Here is a 15,356-nt window from a genome sequence, read left to right as displayed (position 1 = left end):
GGCCAGCAGGTGATCATCGGCTCGCGCGACGCGGACCGCGCGAAGGCCTCGGCGGACGCGATCGGCCACGGCGTGCGCGGCGCCCTACGGGCCTTCGGCCCTCCGTTCGCGCCTGACCTTCGGTCAGGCGGCGGACCCGCTCCGCGTGTCCGCACCCGGGCTTCGCCCGGGTGGGCCCGGCGCTTCGCGCCTTGGCCGGCCTCACTCCGCTTCGCTCCATGAGGCCCACGGACTGAGGCTTGGTCATATCGCTGAGCTGAGATTTTGGCTGACCTCACAACATGGCTGACTGGGGAGAGGGGGTGGTGTGCCGGGGCGCGTGCGGGTCGGCTTCACTCCCGCCAGATTGGTCTAGTCCACGGTCTAGACCACTGTTTTGGGCCTCAGAGTGGGTCGGGATGCGCTACCCTCGGAGGGGAGCAACGGCCTCTGGTGTATCAGTCTACAAGCGTCAGGTGATCCCGCCGGGAGCGGGGTCCGGGCCCCTGCTTTTCGAGCGTTCGCCGGAATTCCTGACCGGGGACTGATATCCTGCCGGATAGTCGCTTCTGTCGCGCAGGTTTCCGGTCGTCCCGATTCTCGGGCCGTCCATCGAATGTATCAGTAGGGCACTGTCAGAATTTCCCGCGCGATCCCTTGTGTGGGTCCGGGAATGGGTGAGGGGAGACACGTCTTCGTGCACGTCGTAAAGCCTGGCCTGAAGGCCGCTCAGTTGGCCGCCGGCATCTCGCTGCGCGGGCACCAGGAGGAGGCCCTGGAGGCCATCGTGCGTGGCTTGACGCCCCGTCCGGGGCAGGCGGCGCCGAACGGGCTGCGGGTGACGGTGCAGATGGCCACCGGCTCCGGCAAGAGCTACGTCGGGGCGGCGGCCGGCCAGAAGCTGGTGCCCCGCGGCGTGGTCCTGGTGGTCGTTCCGACGCTGGACCTGCTGGTGCAGATGATCGGCGCCTGGCGGGCGGCCGGCCGGTCCGGGGACATGCACGCCATCTGCTCGCTGGTCGACCGTGAGCTGCCGTTCGGGGTGATGGCGAGTACCAGCCCGCTGATGATCGGCAGGTGGCTGGAGCACGCCGCGAGGCACCGCCGGCCGACCACCCTGTTCGCCACCTACACCTCGGTCGGGGCGGTGAAGGACGCCTACGAGTACTGGGCGAAGCGCCAGGGTGAGCTGCTGCCCCCGCTCGGGCTGATGGTCTGCGACGAGGCGCACCGCTCCTCGGGCAGTGTCGAGAAGACCTGGACCGTGGTGCACGACCAGGGCGCGATCCCGGCGGAGCGCCGGCTCTACATGACGGCGACGCCGCGGATCTGGGCGCCGCCGAAGCGCCCGGTGAAGAACCGTGAGGGGGCCTATCAGCCGCTGCCGGAGGAGCTGGCGGTGTCCATGGACGATGTGCGGGTCTTCGGGCCGCACGTCTACTCCCTGGGCCTGGCGGAGGCGATCGACCGCAAGTTGTTGGCGCCGTTCGAGATCGTGGTCCTGGAGCTGCGCGACCCGCTCGGCGACCGGGCCGCGGCCGAGGCGCAGGGCGTGCCGTGGGGTCCGGGGGTCGGCGAGGCGGAGGACGGGAGCGAGGACGAGGTGCCGGCCGCGCGGATCGCGGCGATCCAGGCCGGGCTGGTCAAGACCGTGGTGGAGCGGGGGCTGGAGCGGTGCATCACGTTCCACAGCCGCACGATCGAGGCCCGCTACTTCTCGGAGACGCTGAATCAGACGGTCGAGAAGCTGCACTTCGAGAACCCGCAGAAATACCCGCCGGAGTTCTGGGCGCAGTGGCTCTCCGGTGAGCATGAGATCGACTACCGGAAGGAGCTGATCGGGGAATTCGGTAAGGGCGAGGAGGACGACAGGCTGAAGCACCGTATTTTCAGCAACTGCAAAGTCCTGGGCGAAGGCGTCGACATGCCGAATGCGGATTCGGTTCTTCTGCAGGGCCGGGGCAGCATGGTGGATATCGTTCAGGCCATCGGCCGGGCCCTGCGCATGCAGCCCGGAGAGGGAAAGACCGCCAGCCTCATCGTGCCGGTCTTCCTCAAGCCCGGAGAGGAGCCCGGAGACATTTTGGAGTCCGATTCCTACGGCCCGCTGGTCAAGATCCTGACCGCGCTGCGCAGCCACGACGCCAAGGTGGTCGAGGCCCTCGCGGTACCGCAGAAGTCCGGCAAGCGGACCAAGGGGCGAAGCGCCGAGGCAGCTTCCGGCCCTGGTGAGAGCATGGTCGGCGCGGGCGGTGGAGGCGCGTTCACGCTTCCGGTGCGGTTCCAGGCTCCGGTGGACGAGAACGTGCTCGCCCTGTTCATCGCCTCCAGGGTCCTGGTCGGCGAGACGCAGCTGTGGCGCGAGGGGATCGGTCACGCCCGGAAATGGTTCGAGGAGACCGGCGGCCTCGACGTCCCCTATTCCGCGATGGTCGGGGAGATGGGGAATTACCCGCTGGGAAAGTGGCTGTCGGACCGTCGCGGCGAGAATGCGAATGGAGAGCTGGCGCCATACCGGGTGGAGATGCTCGACGCGCTCGGCATGATCTGGTCCGTGAGCGACGCCCGCTTCGAGGCCGGCCTCGACTGGGCCCGGGTCTGGGCGAAGGGCCACGGCGGCTCCCTGGCGGCGCCGGCGCGGGCCTCGGTCGGCGGCTACGCGATCGGCACGTGGCTCTCCGAGCTGCGGGCCGCGGCGCAGGTCCCGGCGGGCGAGCAGGGGGCGCTGGCGCCGGAGCGGCGGCGGGCGCTCGAGGAGATCGACCCCTGGTGGTGCCCCGCCTGGCCCATCACCTGGCAGCGCGCCTACGCGACCGCCCGGATGTGGTGGCTGGACACCGACGGCCTGGTCAACTGGACCCGGCTGCCCGCGGACACGGTGTACGAGGGCGAGCAGCTCGGCCGCTGGGTCCAGGCACAGCGGGCCGGCCGGCCGGACCTGGAGGCCGACCAGCGGGACCTGCTGACCGCGATCGGCATCGAGGCCGACCCCGAGCTGGTGGCCGCGAAGGCCGCCGCCGAGGCGAAGCCGACGTTGTCCCGCCTTGACAGGTTCCAGCAGGGCCTGGCCGCGCTCGCCCAGTTCGTCGAGCGGGAGCGGCACCCGCGGGTGCCCCGCCCGCACAAGGAACCGGTCGAGGCCGTGGAGGCCGGCCCCGCAGGCGAGGAGCAGCTGGTGGTCTCCCACTTCGCCCTGGGCACCTGGCTCAACAACCAGAAAGCCCGCCGGGCCAAGCTCACACCGGGGCAACTCGCGCAGCTCGCCGAGCACGGCGTGGAGTGGGCGTAGCGGGCCGTCGCGGTAGGGCTGGGCGGTTGAGCGGCTGGTGAGTCTGTCTGATGCTTGTGCGACCGGGGACTGCTGTCAAAGCACCTGCTGTTCAATGGCCCGGCAGGAAGCTAACCACTTCTTGGGTCAGGCGAATGTCAACGTGTTGGTGGGGTCATGCGGGGCAGACGGGCTCAGTGAACTGTGCGGGCAGGTATATCGCCTTCTCCGCAAGAGTCAGGTCGCGGGCAAGGGCCTTGCAGATCGTGCTGATCGCGGCGTCCGGCGCGGTGTAGGACCATAGTCGCGCGGTGTTGTCGTTGCTGGCGGTGGCAAGGGTGCGCCCGTCGGGACTAAACACCACCGAGTATGCGGGTGCGGTGTGGCCGGCGAGGGTGGTGACGGGCTTGCCGGTCGCCACATCCCACAACCGCACGGTGCTGTCATCGCTGGCGGTGGCAAGGGTGCGCCCGTCGGGACTAAACACCACCGAGTATGCGGGTGCGGTGTGGCCAGTGAGCGTGGTGACGGGCTTGCCGGTCGCCGCGTCCCACAATCGCGCAGTGTGGTCGTAGCCAGCGGTGGCAAGGGTGCGCCCGTCGGGACTGAACGCCAGCGAGACCGGGCCGGTGTTTTGGTCGGCGAGGGTGGTGACGGGCTTGCCGGTCGCCACATCCCACAACCGCGCGGTACCGGCGTCGGCAGTGGCGAGGGTGCGCCCGTCGGGGCTGAACGCCACCGATGTCACCTTGCCGGTGTGGCCGGTGAGGGTGGTGACGGACCTGCCGGTGGCGACCTCCCACAACCGCGCAGTACCGTCCCAGCTGGCAGTGGCAAGAGTGCGCCCGTCGGGACTGAACACCGCCGCGATCACCTCGCCGGTGTGGCCGGTGAGGGTGGTAAGGGCTCTGCCAGTGGCAATCTCCCACAACTGCACACTCCAGCCGCCGCTGGCGGTGGCGAGGGTGTGCCCGTCGGGGCTGAACGCCACCGATGTCACCTTGCCGGTGTGGCCGGTGAGGGTGGTGACGGACCTGCCGGTGGCCACGTCCCACAGCCGCACGGTGCCGTCATCGCTGGCGGTGGCGAGAGTACGCCCGTCGGGACTGAACACCGCTGAGCGCACGTAAGCGGTGTGGCCGATGAGGCGGTGAAGCAGGGGAAGACTCGCTGCGGCGTTGAGGCTAGCGGCGGCTTCTGCAGTCGGGCTGGTGCGGTAGGCAGCCACCGAGAGGAGGGAAGCGAGGTCGGGGTTGGTGGCGATCAGGGAAGCCGACTGGGCAGCAAGCTTCCGGGATTGGGCGGCATGCTGGGCATCAACCGCTGTCTGCCGCTGCCAGAGGGCCACGCCGGAGGCGATCAAGGCGAAGGCGAGGGCGGTGGCCAGGACGGCGTTGAGGCGTCTGCTGCGCCGGATTGCGGCCTGCTGGCGAAGGTGTCCGGCATCGAAGAAGGCTTCAAGGTCAGTTGGCAGGCGCCGGTGCGACCAGTCGGTGACTTCCGCGAGGAGGGTTCCGGTGGGCAAGTCCTGGGGATCGCGCTTTTCCTGCCAGCGGGCGTACTGAAGGCGGGCGCGATGGAGCCAGTCATGGAACCGGGCGTCTTGCTCGACCCACCCGCGCAGTGTGTCCCAGTCGCGGATGAGCGCGTCGTGGATCAGTTCGGCCACCGGGGTCCCCTCCGTGTCGCCCGCCAGCCTGGGCACGCGCACCCGGTCGGTGGTGACAATGCGATGCCGGGACAGTACGGCCAGGACCTCGTCGACGGCTTGCAGTGCCTCAGGTGTGCCGTCGGTGGCGGCCAGGTCGCGCAGCTCGTCGAGCGGGAGCTGCTGGCGCACCGCCGGAATGTGCAGAGCCTCGTCGGCAGGGCGGACCAGCGCTGTCAGGATCCTCTGCGCGACGCGCTGCTGCAGCTGGTCAAGGTCGCGCAGGGCGGCGTTGCACCAGTCGGCCAGGGCACCGGTGACGGCGCCGATACGGTGGTATGCCTCGTGGGTGAGGCGGCCGTCGTGATCGAGGCGGTATTCCCACAGCCGGCTCAGGGCGACTTCGAGCAAGGGCAGCACGGTAACTGATGCCTCGAGCTCCGCGGCTGTGCGGGAGTTCAGGGCCATGACGTCGGCGGTGATCCGCTCTGCCAGGCCCGGTTCAAAGCTCACCTCCAGGTCACGGGCGGGTCCGATGACGATCGCGTCCAATTCCTCGCTGGTCAACTTGGCGGGCACGTTGAGCACGCCACGCGCCTGCAGTGCCGCTTGCCGCAGCTCGGGAGCCAGCGCGGACAGCCGGGAGTAGAAGTCGTCACGCATCACGAGGAGCACGCTGAGCGCAGCGTCGGAACGGATCGCCTCGGTGGTCCGGGCGAGCGCCTGGAGGCCTCGCGGGCCGGCGGATGGCGCAAGGAGGTCCTCGAACTGGTCGATGACCAACACGATGCGGTCGTGGGCCAGGTCGGCAGCCAGCAGGCCGGTGACGGCCGTCCCGATCCCCGCTGCGGCCCCGGGAAGACCGGCCTGTTCGAGGGCAGCCTGCAGATCCGGGCCCGGCCGCGCGAGCACCTGCCGCCAGCGGCCACTGCCCGGCAACCGTCCGGCCGCCAGCGCAGGCAGTACCCCCGCCTGGACCAGCGACGACTTGCCCGATCCTGAGGGCCCGAGCAGCAACACCGCCCGCCGACCACCCGATAGGGCCTTCAGAACCTGGCGCACCGCCTCCTTTCGGCCACGGAACCAGCGGGCGTGCTCAGCGGTGAACGGCTCCAGCGCCCGATATGGCGATGCCCTGACCGCGGCCGCGGACGTCGGGCCCGGCAATGGCAGTCAGCATGCCCACCACCAAGCCCGTCACCTCGTCCAGGACCGGCCCGCCACTGAACCCGGTGGTCAGATCGTTGGCGCCGGTCAGCTGTAGCTGCTCACCGGCGCGGTCGGCGGCTGGCAGCAGCCCGCCGACGGTGGCGAACCCGAAGTGACCTCCAGGCGGGGCCTGCGTGGGAAAGCCGAGCGAGCGCACCCGGTGCCCGCGACAGCCCGCCGCCGATCCCAGGAGCAGCGGGGCCGTGCCCGCGGGCACGTGCTCCAGCCGCACGAGGGCGATGTCCTGCTCCTGCGGGTCGCGCCACCCTTCCTCCAGCAGCCGGCCGCTCACCGATGGGGCGCCGGGCGCGCGCGGAAAGACCAGGTCCACCACGTCACCGGGACCGTAGCCGCCGTCCACTAACACGTGCGCGCAGCTGATCAGCAGATCCTCTGCGACCAGGAAGCCCGTCCCCACCACCGCCTGGTCCCCAGCGAGGACCTGGGCGACCGCGGCAGTCAGAACATCGGCCCCGGAGGTATCGCGCCCGGCGCCCACCGGGTCAGACCGACGCCGCGTCGCCCATCATGGGGACGGTCCCAGCGCCAGTGTCGTCATCCTTGCGCCACACCATCTTCACCGTCAGGTGGCAGCTGGCCGCCGTTTTGGTGATCACGACCCCGGCCTCCGTGGCGAGATCGACCCCGAACTCGACCTCCAACTCCGCCGGCCCCGCATCCCGCAACCGCCTCAGTACGGTACGTGCCAGATCGGTGACCGGCTCCAAGGCCGCGCTCAACCCCACCGGCAGATCACGGATCGCATCCCCGACTCTGCCCGCCTTCACCGGCCCGGCCATACCACCCGCGGCCTCGACCAGGATCGAGCCCCCGCCGTCCAACGGCACCCGCGCCAACTGCTGCGCCATGTGTCCCCATCTCCTAACGCCGCCCCCACGGCGACCGCACCCACACCGTACAAGCGCGGATATCCCGGAAAACGCCGAACTCCCCAACAGATCCGGGAAACCGGACCAGCCACGCACCGGCCGCCGTGCAACCCACGAAACTGCGCGTGGCTCATAGCCAGCACTCCTCCAGAACCGCAAAACGGCACCCTCGGGTGCCCCGCCCGCACAAGGAACCGGTGGAGGCTTTGGAGGCCGGCCCCGGTGGCGAGGAGCAGGTGGTGGTGTCGCACTTCGCCCTGGGCACCTGGCTCAACAACCAGAAAGCCCGCCGGACCAAGCTCACGCCCGGGCAACTCGCCCAGCTCGCCGAGCACGGCGTGGAGTGGGCGTGAGCGGCCTCACGGTTGCGGCTGTGGTGATGAGCTGGTTGTAGCACTGTTTCCATCGGGTCCTGCTGGCCGATCCCGCGATGCTGCGGGGTCGGCCAGCGGCGTTCGGTGGGGGCGGCCGGCGGTGTGTACGCTCGGGCAGCCCCCAGTCGGCCCGGCTGCGAGGCTGGCCCCTGCCCGCTGGTCAGCTCAGGGTTGTGTTGATCGCGTCAAAGAGTCGCTCGAACCGGCTGAGGGTCGTTTCGCTGAGGCCCGCCAGGAGCGTGGTTCGCTGTCGAAGGAGGATCTCGGCGGGGCGTCCGTGATCGGTGAACTGCTGACCGGTGGCGCGAGTGATGCGGGAGATGATGCGATCCGCTCCGTTGAGTTCGGCGACCTTCAGGTGGGTGCCGAAGGCGGCGTTGTAGAGCTTGAGGTAGTCGCCGGGGCTGAACAGGTCCTCGATGTCACTGGGGGCGATGCCGTCGGTGAACATGTCGGTCAGCAGCAGGCGCTTCTTCGACAGGACACCGCGCTCTGCCAGGTTCTTGAGCTTGGTGACGCCCGCGGGGCTGCCGTCGATGAGGACGGTGACTTGGAGAGCGCGGCCGACGAGTGCGACGAAGGCGGGGATGTTGGTGGCGCCGCCGGCCGGAAGAATGCGCCAGCGGGTATCCAGGGGGGGTCGTCCCAGCTCCTTGAGGTGCTCGCTGAGCAGGGTGAGGTAGGTGAAGTCGCTGGTGCCTTCGACTAGGAGGTTGTCGGAGCCGACGAACAGGCTCTGGGCGATGTCGTAGCCGAGGGCGGCTTCGAGCGGGAAGAGGGAGTCTCCGGTGACCGCGAGGGCTTCGTCGGTGACGACGGCGCCCTCGGTGGGGCCGCGGTCCTCGACAATCCGTACGCGGTCGAGGTGCGCGACGTCGACCATGAAGGGCGAGTGGGTAGTGTAGATGACCTGGGCGTGGGGGGCGAGGCGCTCCTCGATGAAGCGCAGGAAGTCGGCCTGGGCCTTGCCGTGGAGGGTCAGAGCCGGTTCGTCGAGGAGGACCACCACGCCGTGCGGGTAGTCCTCGAACTCGGAGAAGGCGGCCAGGAAGCTGAAGAACCACTGGAAGCCGCTGGAGCGCTGTCCGAAGTTGTTGGTAAAGCCGTGCCGGCGGTCCTTGACGCGCACGTCGAGGAATCGGGCGACGGCCGTCTGCCCGTTGTGGGTGTTCTGGGTGGCCTTGTCGATGTCGATCTCGACGGACAGGTCCGGGTTCTGGGTCCAGTACTCGAAGACCTCCTGAGTGAGCTGGTTGCTCACCGCTTCCAGTTCGGCCTTGCGCTCTTCGAAGTCTTCCTCGGTCAGCGCTCCTTGGTCGGTGCCGGCGAGCCGCAGCAGGGCGCGGGCTGTCTGCAGGCCGGTGGCTCCGGGCTGGTCTTTACCTCCGAGTTCCTGGAGGTCAATTCGGCCGGGTAGGGTCTGGTACTCCCCGAAGTAGAAGAACTTGGGCAGGCGTTCCGTCAGGATCTGCACCGCCCGTCCCCAGGCGTTGCCCTTGCCTGCGAGCCGGGCACGAGCGGTTGCAGCAACTGCCTGCGCCTGCTCGACCGTGAACTGTGCATCGTCCTCGGGCTGGAGCGAGGCCGCCTGGTCGGCCATGTCGTCAAGGTCCGTGAGGCCGGCGAGCGCGTCGCGCAGTGCCTGCGGAGCGCCTTCGTCGTCCAGGACATTGCGGCAGGCGGCGGCCTCGTCGATGTCGAGTGTGACGATGTTGTTTTCCTTGTAGCGGACGCTTCTCTGAAACGTCCGTCCGGTAAGCACCCCGGCCCCCAGCACCTCCTCGACGGCTTTGAGATCCTCCTCGCTCAGCTCGAACACACAGGTGATGGGGCGAACTGCGTCCAGGTCTGTCACCTTGCGATCCCTGACGAGCCGCCAGCGGGGGTAGTGCTTGCCGACCTCGAAAGTGTCCTGGGGGTAGACCGGGTTGAACCGGTACAACGCCGACAGCAGGGCTGTCTTCCCGCTCTCGTTCTTGCCGACGAAGCAGGTGACATCCGGTTCGATGGCCACCTCCCCGCTGTCGACGATGTTGCGGAAGAGACGCGCGTGGACACTTGTGAGCTGCATCACGCCAGTGTGGCGAATTGTCGGATCTGTGACTAGTGGTTTTGGCATTCCGCCTGGGGTGGCCTCGCAGTTCACGGACACGCCCAGATTCCTGACACCACCGTGGCGGTGCCAGGATCCGGGAACGTCCACTTGCAGTCCGCTACGCGCGCGCCAGCGCCTCCAGGACGGCACGCTGCTGCTCGGGGATCACCAGGCCGGACGCCCTCTGTGCTGCGTGCTCTCAGCCTGCGCAGGACGGCCTTCTAGACACCCAGGTCGTTGCCGTCGATGAAGGCCTCAGCGAGGATGCGCTGAATTTCACCCGGGGTGAAGCAGCCGCGGTTGAGGTCGTTGGCGAGGTCGTCATCCGGGCGCGGCGGGCCGCGGCACCAATGGTCCCGACGACGCCGCGCAGATGGTCTGCCTGGCGGTCGCCGGAGCAGTCTGGTGGCTGGCTGAGAGACACCGTCACCGGCGCGCTGACCGCGGCTACCGTGGGGTGGGTGATGGACCTGCTGGCCGAGCTGGTGTCCGCGCTGCTGCGCTGACCTCGGGCGGCCGGCTCTGGCGATGCCCTGGCCGCTTTGGTCCGGGATGTGCCCGGTGAGCAGCCGCTCGCGGTGCTGGTCGCCGGGTACGGCACCCTGATGCTGGAGAACACGCTGCTGACCGTCACCGGTATCCGCGGTCTGCCCGAGGCCGAGCGGTAGGAGGCCATCGAGGTGTTCAACGGCACCCTGAGCGGCCACCAGGCCGAACTCGCCGCCGGCTTGCTGCACGGTTGGGCGCGCAGCGCCGGGTCCGGTGTGTGCAGGCGGTCGGCGACCTCGCCCGTGCCGTCCTTCAGGCTCTTCTGTCGTTCACCGACGACGGCGACGACGAGACCGAGGTGAGGGCCCTGTTCGACTTTCTGCGGGCCGACGCCGTGGCCCACTCCTGACCGAGCTACGCCAGGTCCAGGCATCGAGCGGACGCGGCGACACGAGGGGCACCGGGGCCGGTCTACAGCTCCATGTCCATCCACGCGATGTCGTTCAGGTCGACGTCCAGGCGCCGGGCGCGGCCGCCCTGGCGGAAGTAGTGCTCGCCGAGGGCGTCAGCCAGGATCTGCTCCTGTTCGGCCTGAGTGGCTCCGGCGTCCCGGGCCGCGTAGAGGGTCTGGGCGACCTCGCCGGGCATCTTCTGCGTGATCGAACGCTGGCGGGGGTCGTCGGTGGAGGCGGCCGCCGCGCTGTAGCCGAAGGTCGCCTGGATGTGGAGCATGAAGCCGTTCTTCTCGGCGTCGCGGCGCACCCGTTTCTTCACCCGCGGCTGCCAGGCGGCGCGCACGGCCTGTTCGACCTTGGCCGCGTTCGCCTTGGCCATCGGGATGTCGCCTTTCAGCTCTCCCTCGGCAACCGCTTTGAGGGCGTGCACCCAGCGCTGCGCGGTGCGCACCGAGACGCCGGCCGCGCGGGCGAGAGCGGCGGTGTCCTCCTTGGCGACCTTCTCCCACAGGAAGCGCACGCGGGTGTTGAGGTGCGCCGGGATGGGGCGGGTGCGCTCGGCGCGCTCCAGGCCCTCGTGGATCTCCCCCACGGGGCATCAGCTCCTTCCTGCCGCCTCGGCCGGGACGGCGACGTGTTCGTGTGGCGTGGAGTGGGCGGCCCGCCGGGCGGGTGCCGGCGGGCCGCGCGGGGGCTACTCGTCGGCGGACACCTGGCCGTCGGCCTTCATGTGCCGGGCCGGATTCGTGTCGTCGGCGATGAGTTCGGCGATCTCGGCCATCGGCCTGCTGCCTTCGTGCTTCACCATCCCGGGCGAGACCCCGAGGCGCAGCGAGGTGGTGAGGGTGCCGTCGGGCTTGGTGAGGATGTCGAGGGCGCCGGGGCCGGGGGCGGCGAAGACGGCGCAGTCGGAGAGGACGGCGAGGGCGTGCAGGCCGGTGTCGGCGGCCATCTTGCGGAGCTTGCGGTGGAGGTTGACGGTGGCGGTGTCGATGACCAGGGCGCGCATCAGCGGGTCCCAGGTCGGCCGCTCCAGGGCCGCCCAGCGCTCGCCGGGCTTGTAGCCGTGCCCGCGCGGGCGTTCGCGCATCTTGCCGATGGTGCCCTTGGCGGTCTGTTTGATCGCGGTGAGGACCGCGAGCTCCGCCGGGTCGCCGGTCGCCTTGAGGTTCGCCATGGCGTCGAGGAACGCGAGCGGGTCGGTGTCGGCGAGGTCGCCCGGGACGCCGAGGGCGGCCATCGTCTCCAGGTAGGCCTGGCGCAGACGCTTGTGCCACGGGTCCAAGTAGGGGCCGTGCTCGTGGCGCAGCCAGCCCTCCAGCGGCCGCACCGTGGCGCCGAGTTCGACGGCGTAGGCGACCTTCACCGTGCTGTACCAGGCGGGCCCGGTCGGGCGGGAGCCGTCCGCGGTGAACGGCGAGGGGAGCAGCGGGTCGGTCTCGACGTGGGAGAGGTCGACCAGCCAGGAGCCCGGGATGGCCTTGTCGAAGAGCGGGTTGAGCTCGTGGACCGGCCCGGACAGCGGCAGGGTGAGGCGGCCGGCGGCCGCGAGGAAGGCCATGTTGACGTCCAGGCCGACCGCGTACAGGGCCGTCTTCTTCTCGTCGTCGGTGAGCTCGCGGAACCAGTCCCATGCCTCGGTCACGAGCTCGGCGCCCGGCTCGCGGTCCTGGGCGAGCGGGTGGACGTCCGGGACCTCCGGCGGCGCCGGGTCGAACGCGTCCTTGGGCCGGGAGCCCTCCACCCGTCCGGACGTCCAGCCGGCCTCGGTGCGCACCGCCTTCGTGGGCGGGCGCAGCGCGGTGACGAGTTCAAGGCCGGAGACGGCGGTGGAGCCGCGCGGGGTCAGGACCCGGGTGGCGTAGGTGCCGAGCAGGCGGGCCAGGCCGGGCGCGTCCAGGCTGTCGGGGATGGTCCAGCCGCCGGATGCGAGCGCGCCCCAGGCGGGGATGCACAGCTGGACGCACTGGCGCCGGCCGTCCTCGGGAGTGCGGTAGATCCGCGCCCACGGCCCGAGGCCGCGCTGGGTGAGCAGCCAGCCCGCCTTCTCCAACTGCTTCACCGTCTTGTGGGTCTTCGGCAGCGCGCCCAGGCGCTGGACGAAGTCGCGCTTCTCGTCCCGGCCCATGGCGGGGAGGCCGAGTTCGGCGAGCGCGGCGTCGGTGAGGACGACCAGGGCGTCGCCGTCCTTGCCGTGCCGGTGCAGCCTGGGCGAGCCGAGCCGCGCCTCCAGCGCCCACTCGACCACGGCGGCCAGCGTCCGGCCCGCCGGCGCGGTCGGCGCCTGGGTGCCGTCGGCGAGGTACGCCACCAGGCCGCGTCCGGTCGGGGCGACGTCCACCACCGCGAGCGGCCCGGCCGGGAACCGCGCGGCCGCCGCCTGCTCCCAGTCTGACGGGCCCTCAGCCTTGGCGGCCGGCTTCCGCCCCAAGGCCTTCCGGGCGGCCCGCGACGAGGCTGCCGGATGCGACGAGGCCGCACGGCGCGGCGCCGCCGGGCTGGCTGCGGGGGCGGTCGGCGTGGCCGGGGCGGCGGCGGTGTTCGGGTGCTGGGCGAGCGCCTCCAGCGCGGCCGCTGACGCTCCGGCCGGCTCCAACCGGGCTTGCCGGTCCACGGCCGGGGCGGATCGGACCGGTGAGGCCACCGCCTCGGTCGGGCCGGTCTGGACCGGTCCGGTGGCCCCGGTGTCGGGGGTGCACCAGCCGCCCATGTGCATCGGACGGCCCTGCGCGCGGTAAGGCGTCGCACGGCCACACCGCACACAGGGGGCGGGCGGCCCGGCGATCAGCTCCCCGGCCGCCGTCCGGTCCAGCTCCACCACCGTCTGGTCCCCGCCACCGAACGCCGTCGGTACCGCCGGGACAGGCGGAGCAGCAGCGGAGGCAGCCGGAGCCGGCTGCGGGACCGTTGGCGCGGCGGCGGCCCCCGGGGCGGGCGCGGGCGCGGCGGCGCTGTCGGCGCGCACGAGGCCGGCGGCCTGCGCGCGGCACAGCCACTCGGTGGGCTCCACCGTGCCGTGCTGGAGCGCGAGCGTCGCGAGGAACCGGATGTAGACCTCGCGCTTGGGCGGGCGCGGCTCCGTCGTCCCGGCCTCCCACCGCACGATCGTCTCCCGCCGCGTCTTCAGCGCCGCGGCCAGCTCCTCCTGCGTGTACTCGCCGGCCTTGCGCAGCCGCTCCCGCTCGGCCGGGACCGGCAGGTCGTCCACCGGACGCGGCCGGGCCAGCAGCGCGTCGATCGACGCGAACAGGTCGTCAGTCACAACCTCACCTCCACACCACCCACTCTATCGTGAAAGTCACTTCTGGATCGCACATTTCGACGCACATTCGCCGGATCGAGGCACCACGAAGCCATCCGTTGACGGGGAGCGGCTCGTCACCGGCCTCGAAAGGGAAAAAGAGGGACTTGCCGTCATGACTTGCGGCTCTTCGCGAGGCTGGGGTCATGGCTTCCGGGATCTTCTGTATGCCCCCTCTCGCCGGGGAGACGGCCTTCTCTCTTCTTGGCCGGGTCGCTGCCCGCTACGGCCTGGACGAAGCAGCTCTGCTGACGCATTGGCAGTGGCGCGGCCACCGTCTGCGGCACGAGAGCGGTGCGCTGCGGGAGGACGCCGAGGTGTTGCTGGATGCGGCGGGGCAGCGGGTGCTGGCCGACTTGTGCGGGGTCGGCGAAGAGGTGCTGGGGCGGGCGCTGCCGGCGTGGGGGTTGGACGACGAGAGGCTGACCGCACGGGCGGGCGGGAACGGGCCGCAGGCAGCATGGCGGGTGGGCGGTGCGGTTGCGGGGCCGGTGGCGTTCGGGTGCCGGTTGTGCGCGGCCCGGCGGACCGGGACGCCGGTACGGGCTATGCGGTACGCGCAACGGTGGGAGCGTGTGTGCGTACGGCACAGGCGGTGGCTGCTGGACGCGGACGCGGACCAGCCGCTGGAGTTCCTTGACGTGAGCGGCCTGCCCGAGATGGCCGCGGCGCAGCGGCGGTGGGTGCGGGTGGCGAGGCGTGCGGTGCGGGCGGGGGTGGGGCCTGGGGAGGTGTTCGGTGTGGCGTGGGCGGTGGTGTGCCGGTGGTGGGATCTGGCGTTGGAGTGGCCGGATGAGGGGGTGTGGCCTGCTCGGCTGCACGCTCTGGCGGGCGGGGATGCGAGCGGGGATTTCTGGCGGTGGCGGGCGGTGGCGCGGGACGCGGCGGTCTTTCCGGAGGTGGTGGAGGTCGCCGCCGCGCTGCTGGATCCGGTGATGGCCGAGTTGGTGTGGCGGGACAGCGGGGCCGGGCGGCCCCGGGCGCTGCCGGCGGACGGGGCGTTCTGCCGGCGGCTGGGCGAGCGGGTGGGACGGGAATGGTTGGGGCCGCTGGCGGCGGTGGACTTCGGCGGGCCGCTGTTCGCCTGGATGGGCGCGGTGGTCCGCCGGCGCCGCGGGGTGGCCGTACCGCCCGGTCACCGGGACGATCTGTGGTGGGTGCGCCGGGAGCTCCAGCCTGCGGGCATGGCGGCGCAGTTGCGGGCGCTGACGAAGGAAGTGAGGCTGCCGGGGTCGGGGACGGTGTGGCGCTCGGCGGTTGAGCCGGAGCGGCGGATGCTGATCACCAACCTGCTCGGCGACACGGAGGAGCAGCTGATCCAGCTGCGCGGGGCGCAGCGGGGCACCAGTGCGGAGGCCGCCGAGCGGCTGTTGAAGGGCCTGGGTTACAGCATCGGCCTGCTACGGGAGGCAGTGCGGGAGACGGTGGGGGCCGCGGTGGAGGCCGGGGTGCGGCCCGAGGACGTGGCCGCATGGGCTGGAATATCCCCGGGCGCGCTCGCCGAGTTGCTCGGGCCTGGGAGTGGGACGGTGCGGTAGAAGGGGCTTGGCGGGTCGCTGGGCCGGGGCTGGCCCGGGCGGGGAGCAGCGCTGTGTGGTGGGGGGCCGTGATTGCGCTCGGCGGTGGGGTGTGGTCCCGGGTGAGAACG

Annotated in this window: 10 protein-coding genes; 4 read left to right on the top strand and 6 right to left on the bottom strand. The window is 70.9% G+C overall.

Translation table 11 applies throughout. The annotated features are described in order from the left end of the window. The first annotated feature begins 676 nt into the window (after positions 1–676). Positions 677–3,268, top strand: coding sequence for a DEAD/DEAH box helicase (locus ABTX81_RS33140; protein WP_350553398.1), 2,592 nt, complete (start codon positions 677–679; stop codon positions 3,266–3,268). Positions 3,269–3,422: 154 nt separating this feature from the next. Here ABTX81_RS33140 and ABTX81_RS33135 read toward each other — a convergent pair whose 3' ends face one another. From ABTX81_RS33135 to ABTX81_RS33125, 3 genes are read right to left on the bottom strand one after another with little or no spacing between them, the layout of a single operon-like run. Beyond that, positions 3,423–6,062 carry an nSTAND1 domain-containing NTPase gene (locus ABTX81_RS33135; protein WP_350553396.1) on the bottom strand — a complete coding sequence of 880 codons (2,640 nt, stop codon included), beginning with the start codon at positions 6,060–6,062 and terminating at the stop codon, positions 3,423–3,425. Further along, positions 5,992–6,603, bottom strand: coding sequence for a S1 family peptidase (locus ABTX81_RS33130; RefSeq protein ID WP_350553394.1), 612 nt, complete (start codon positions 6,601–6,603; stop codon positions 5,992–5,994). The genes ABTX81_RS33135 and ABTX81_RS33130 overlap by 71 nt, the downstream gene beginning before the upstream one ends. 4 nt (positions 6,604–6,607) lie before the next feature. After that, on the bottom strand, positions 6,608–6,973 hold the full coding sequence (locus tag ABTX81_RS33125; protein ID WP_350553392.1) for a CU044_2847 family protein: 366 nt from the start codon (positions 6,971–6,973) through the stop codon (positions 6,608–6,610). A 125-nt stretch (positions 6,974–7,098) separates the two neighbouring features. Between ABTX81_RS33125 and ABTX81_RS39750 the strand changes: the two genes are divergently transcribed. Continuing rightward, positions 7,099–7,347 (top strand): Helicase associated domain protein, encoded by a 249-nt coding sequence (locus ABTX81_RS39750; protein ID WP_502892910.1) that lies wholly within the window; start codon positions 7,099–7,101, stop codon positions 7,345–7,347. A 181-nt stretch (positions 7,348–7,528) separates the two neighbouring features. On the opposite strand, the gene ABTX81_RS33115 is transcribed toward ABTX81_RS39750, so the two are convergent. Next, the gene (locus ABTX81_RS33115; RefSeq protein ID WP_350553388.1) at positions 7,529–9,439 is read right to left on the bottom strand and encodes an AAA family ATPase; all 1,911 of its coding nucleotides are present in this window, start codon (positions 9,437–9,439) and stop codon (positions 7,529–7,531) included. 763 nt (positions 9,440–10,202) lie between these two features. Between ABTX81_RS33115 and ABTX81_RS33110 the strand changes: the two genes are divergently transcribed. Beyond that, the gene (locus tag ABTX81_RS33110) at positions 10,203–10,361 is read left to right on the top strand and encodes a hypothetical protein (protein WP_350553386.1); all 159 of its coding nucleotides are present in this window, start codon (positions 10,203–10,205) and stop codon (positions 10,359–10,361) included. Between the two features lie 62 nt (positions 10,362–10,423). Here the strand turns inward: ABTX81_RS33110 and tpg are convergent, their stop codons facing one another. After that, complete coding sequence (tpg, locus tag ABTX81_RS33105) at positions 10,424–10,999, bottom strand: telomere-protecting terminal protein Tpg (RefSeq protein ID WP_350553384.1); 576 nt, start codon at positions 10,997–10,999, stop codon at positions 10,424–10,426. Positions 11,000–11,101: 102 nt separating this feature from the next. Continuing rightward, a complete protein-coding gene (gene tap / locus ABTX81_RS33100; RefSeq protein ID WP_350553382.1) occupies positions 11,102–13,669 on the bottom strand; it encodes a telomere-associated protein Tap in 2,568 nt (855 codons plus the stop codon). A gap of 185 nt (positions 13,670–13,854) precedes the next feature. Here tap and ABTX81_RS33095 point away from each other — a divergent pair, with 185 nt between their 5' ends. Continuing rightward, positions 13,855–15,246, top strand: coding sequence for a DNA-binding protein (locus tag ABTX81_RS33095; protein WP_350553381.1), 1,392 nt, complete (start codon positions 13,855–13,857; stop codon positions 15,244–15,246). The last annotated feature ends 110 nt before the right edge of the window (positions 15,247–15,356 follow it).

The organism is Kitasatospora sp. NPDC097605 (assembly GCF_040302725.1).
Classification (GTDB): domain Bacteria; phylum Actinomycetota; class Actinomycetes; order Streptomycetales; family Streptomycetaceae; genus Kitasatospora.
This window is presented reverse-complemented; position numbering and strand designations above follow the sequence as displayed.

Coding starts and splice junctions, on each gene's coding strand:
- ABTX81_RS33095 (WP_350553381.1), top strand. CDS start 13,855: ATGGCTTCCGGGATCTTCTGTATGCCCCCTCTCGCCGGGGAGACGGCC.
- ABTX81_RS33125 (WP_350553392.1), bottom strand. CDS start 6,973: ATGGCGCAGCAGTTGGCGCGGGTGCCGTTGGACGGCGGGGGCTCGATC.
- ABTX81_RS33115 (WP_350553388.1), bottom strand. CDS start 9,439: ATGCAGCTCACAAGTGTCCACGCGCGTCTCTTCCGCAACATCGTCGAC.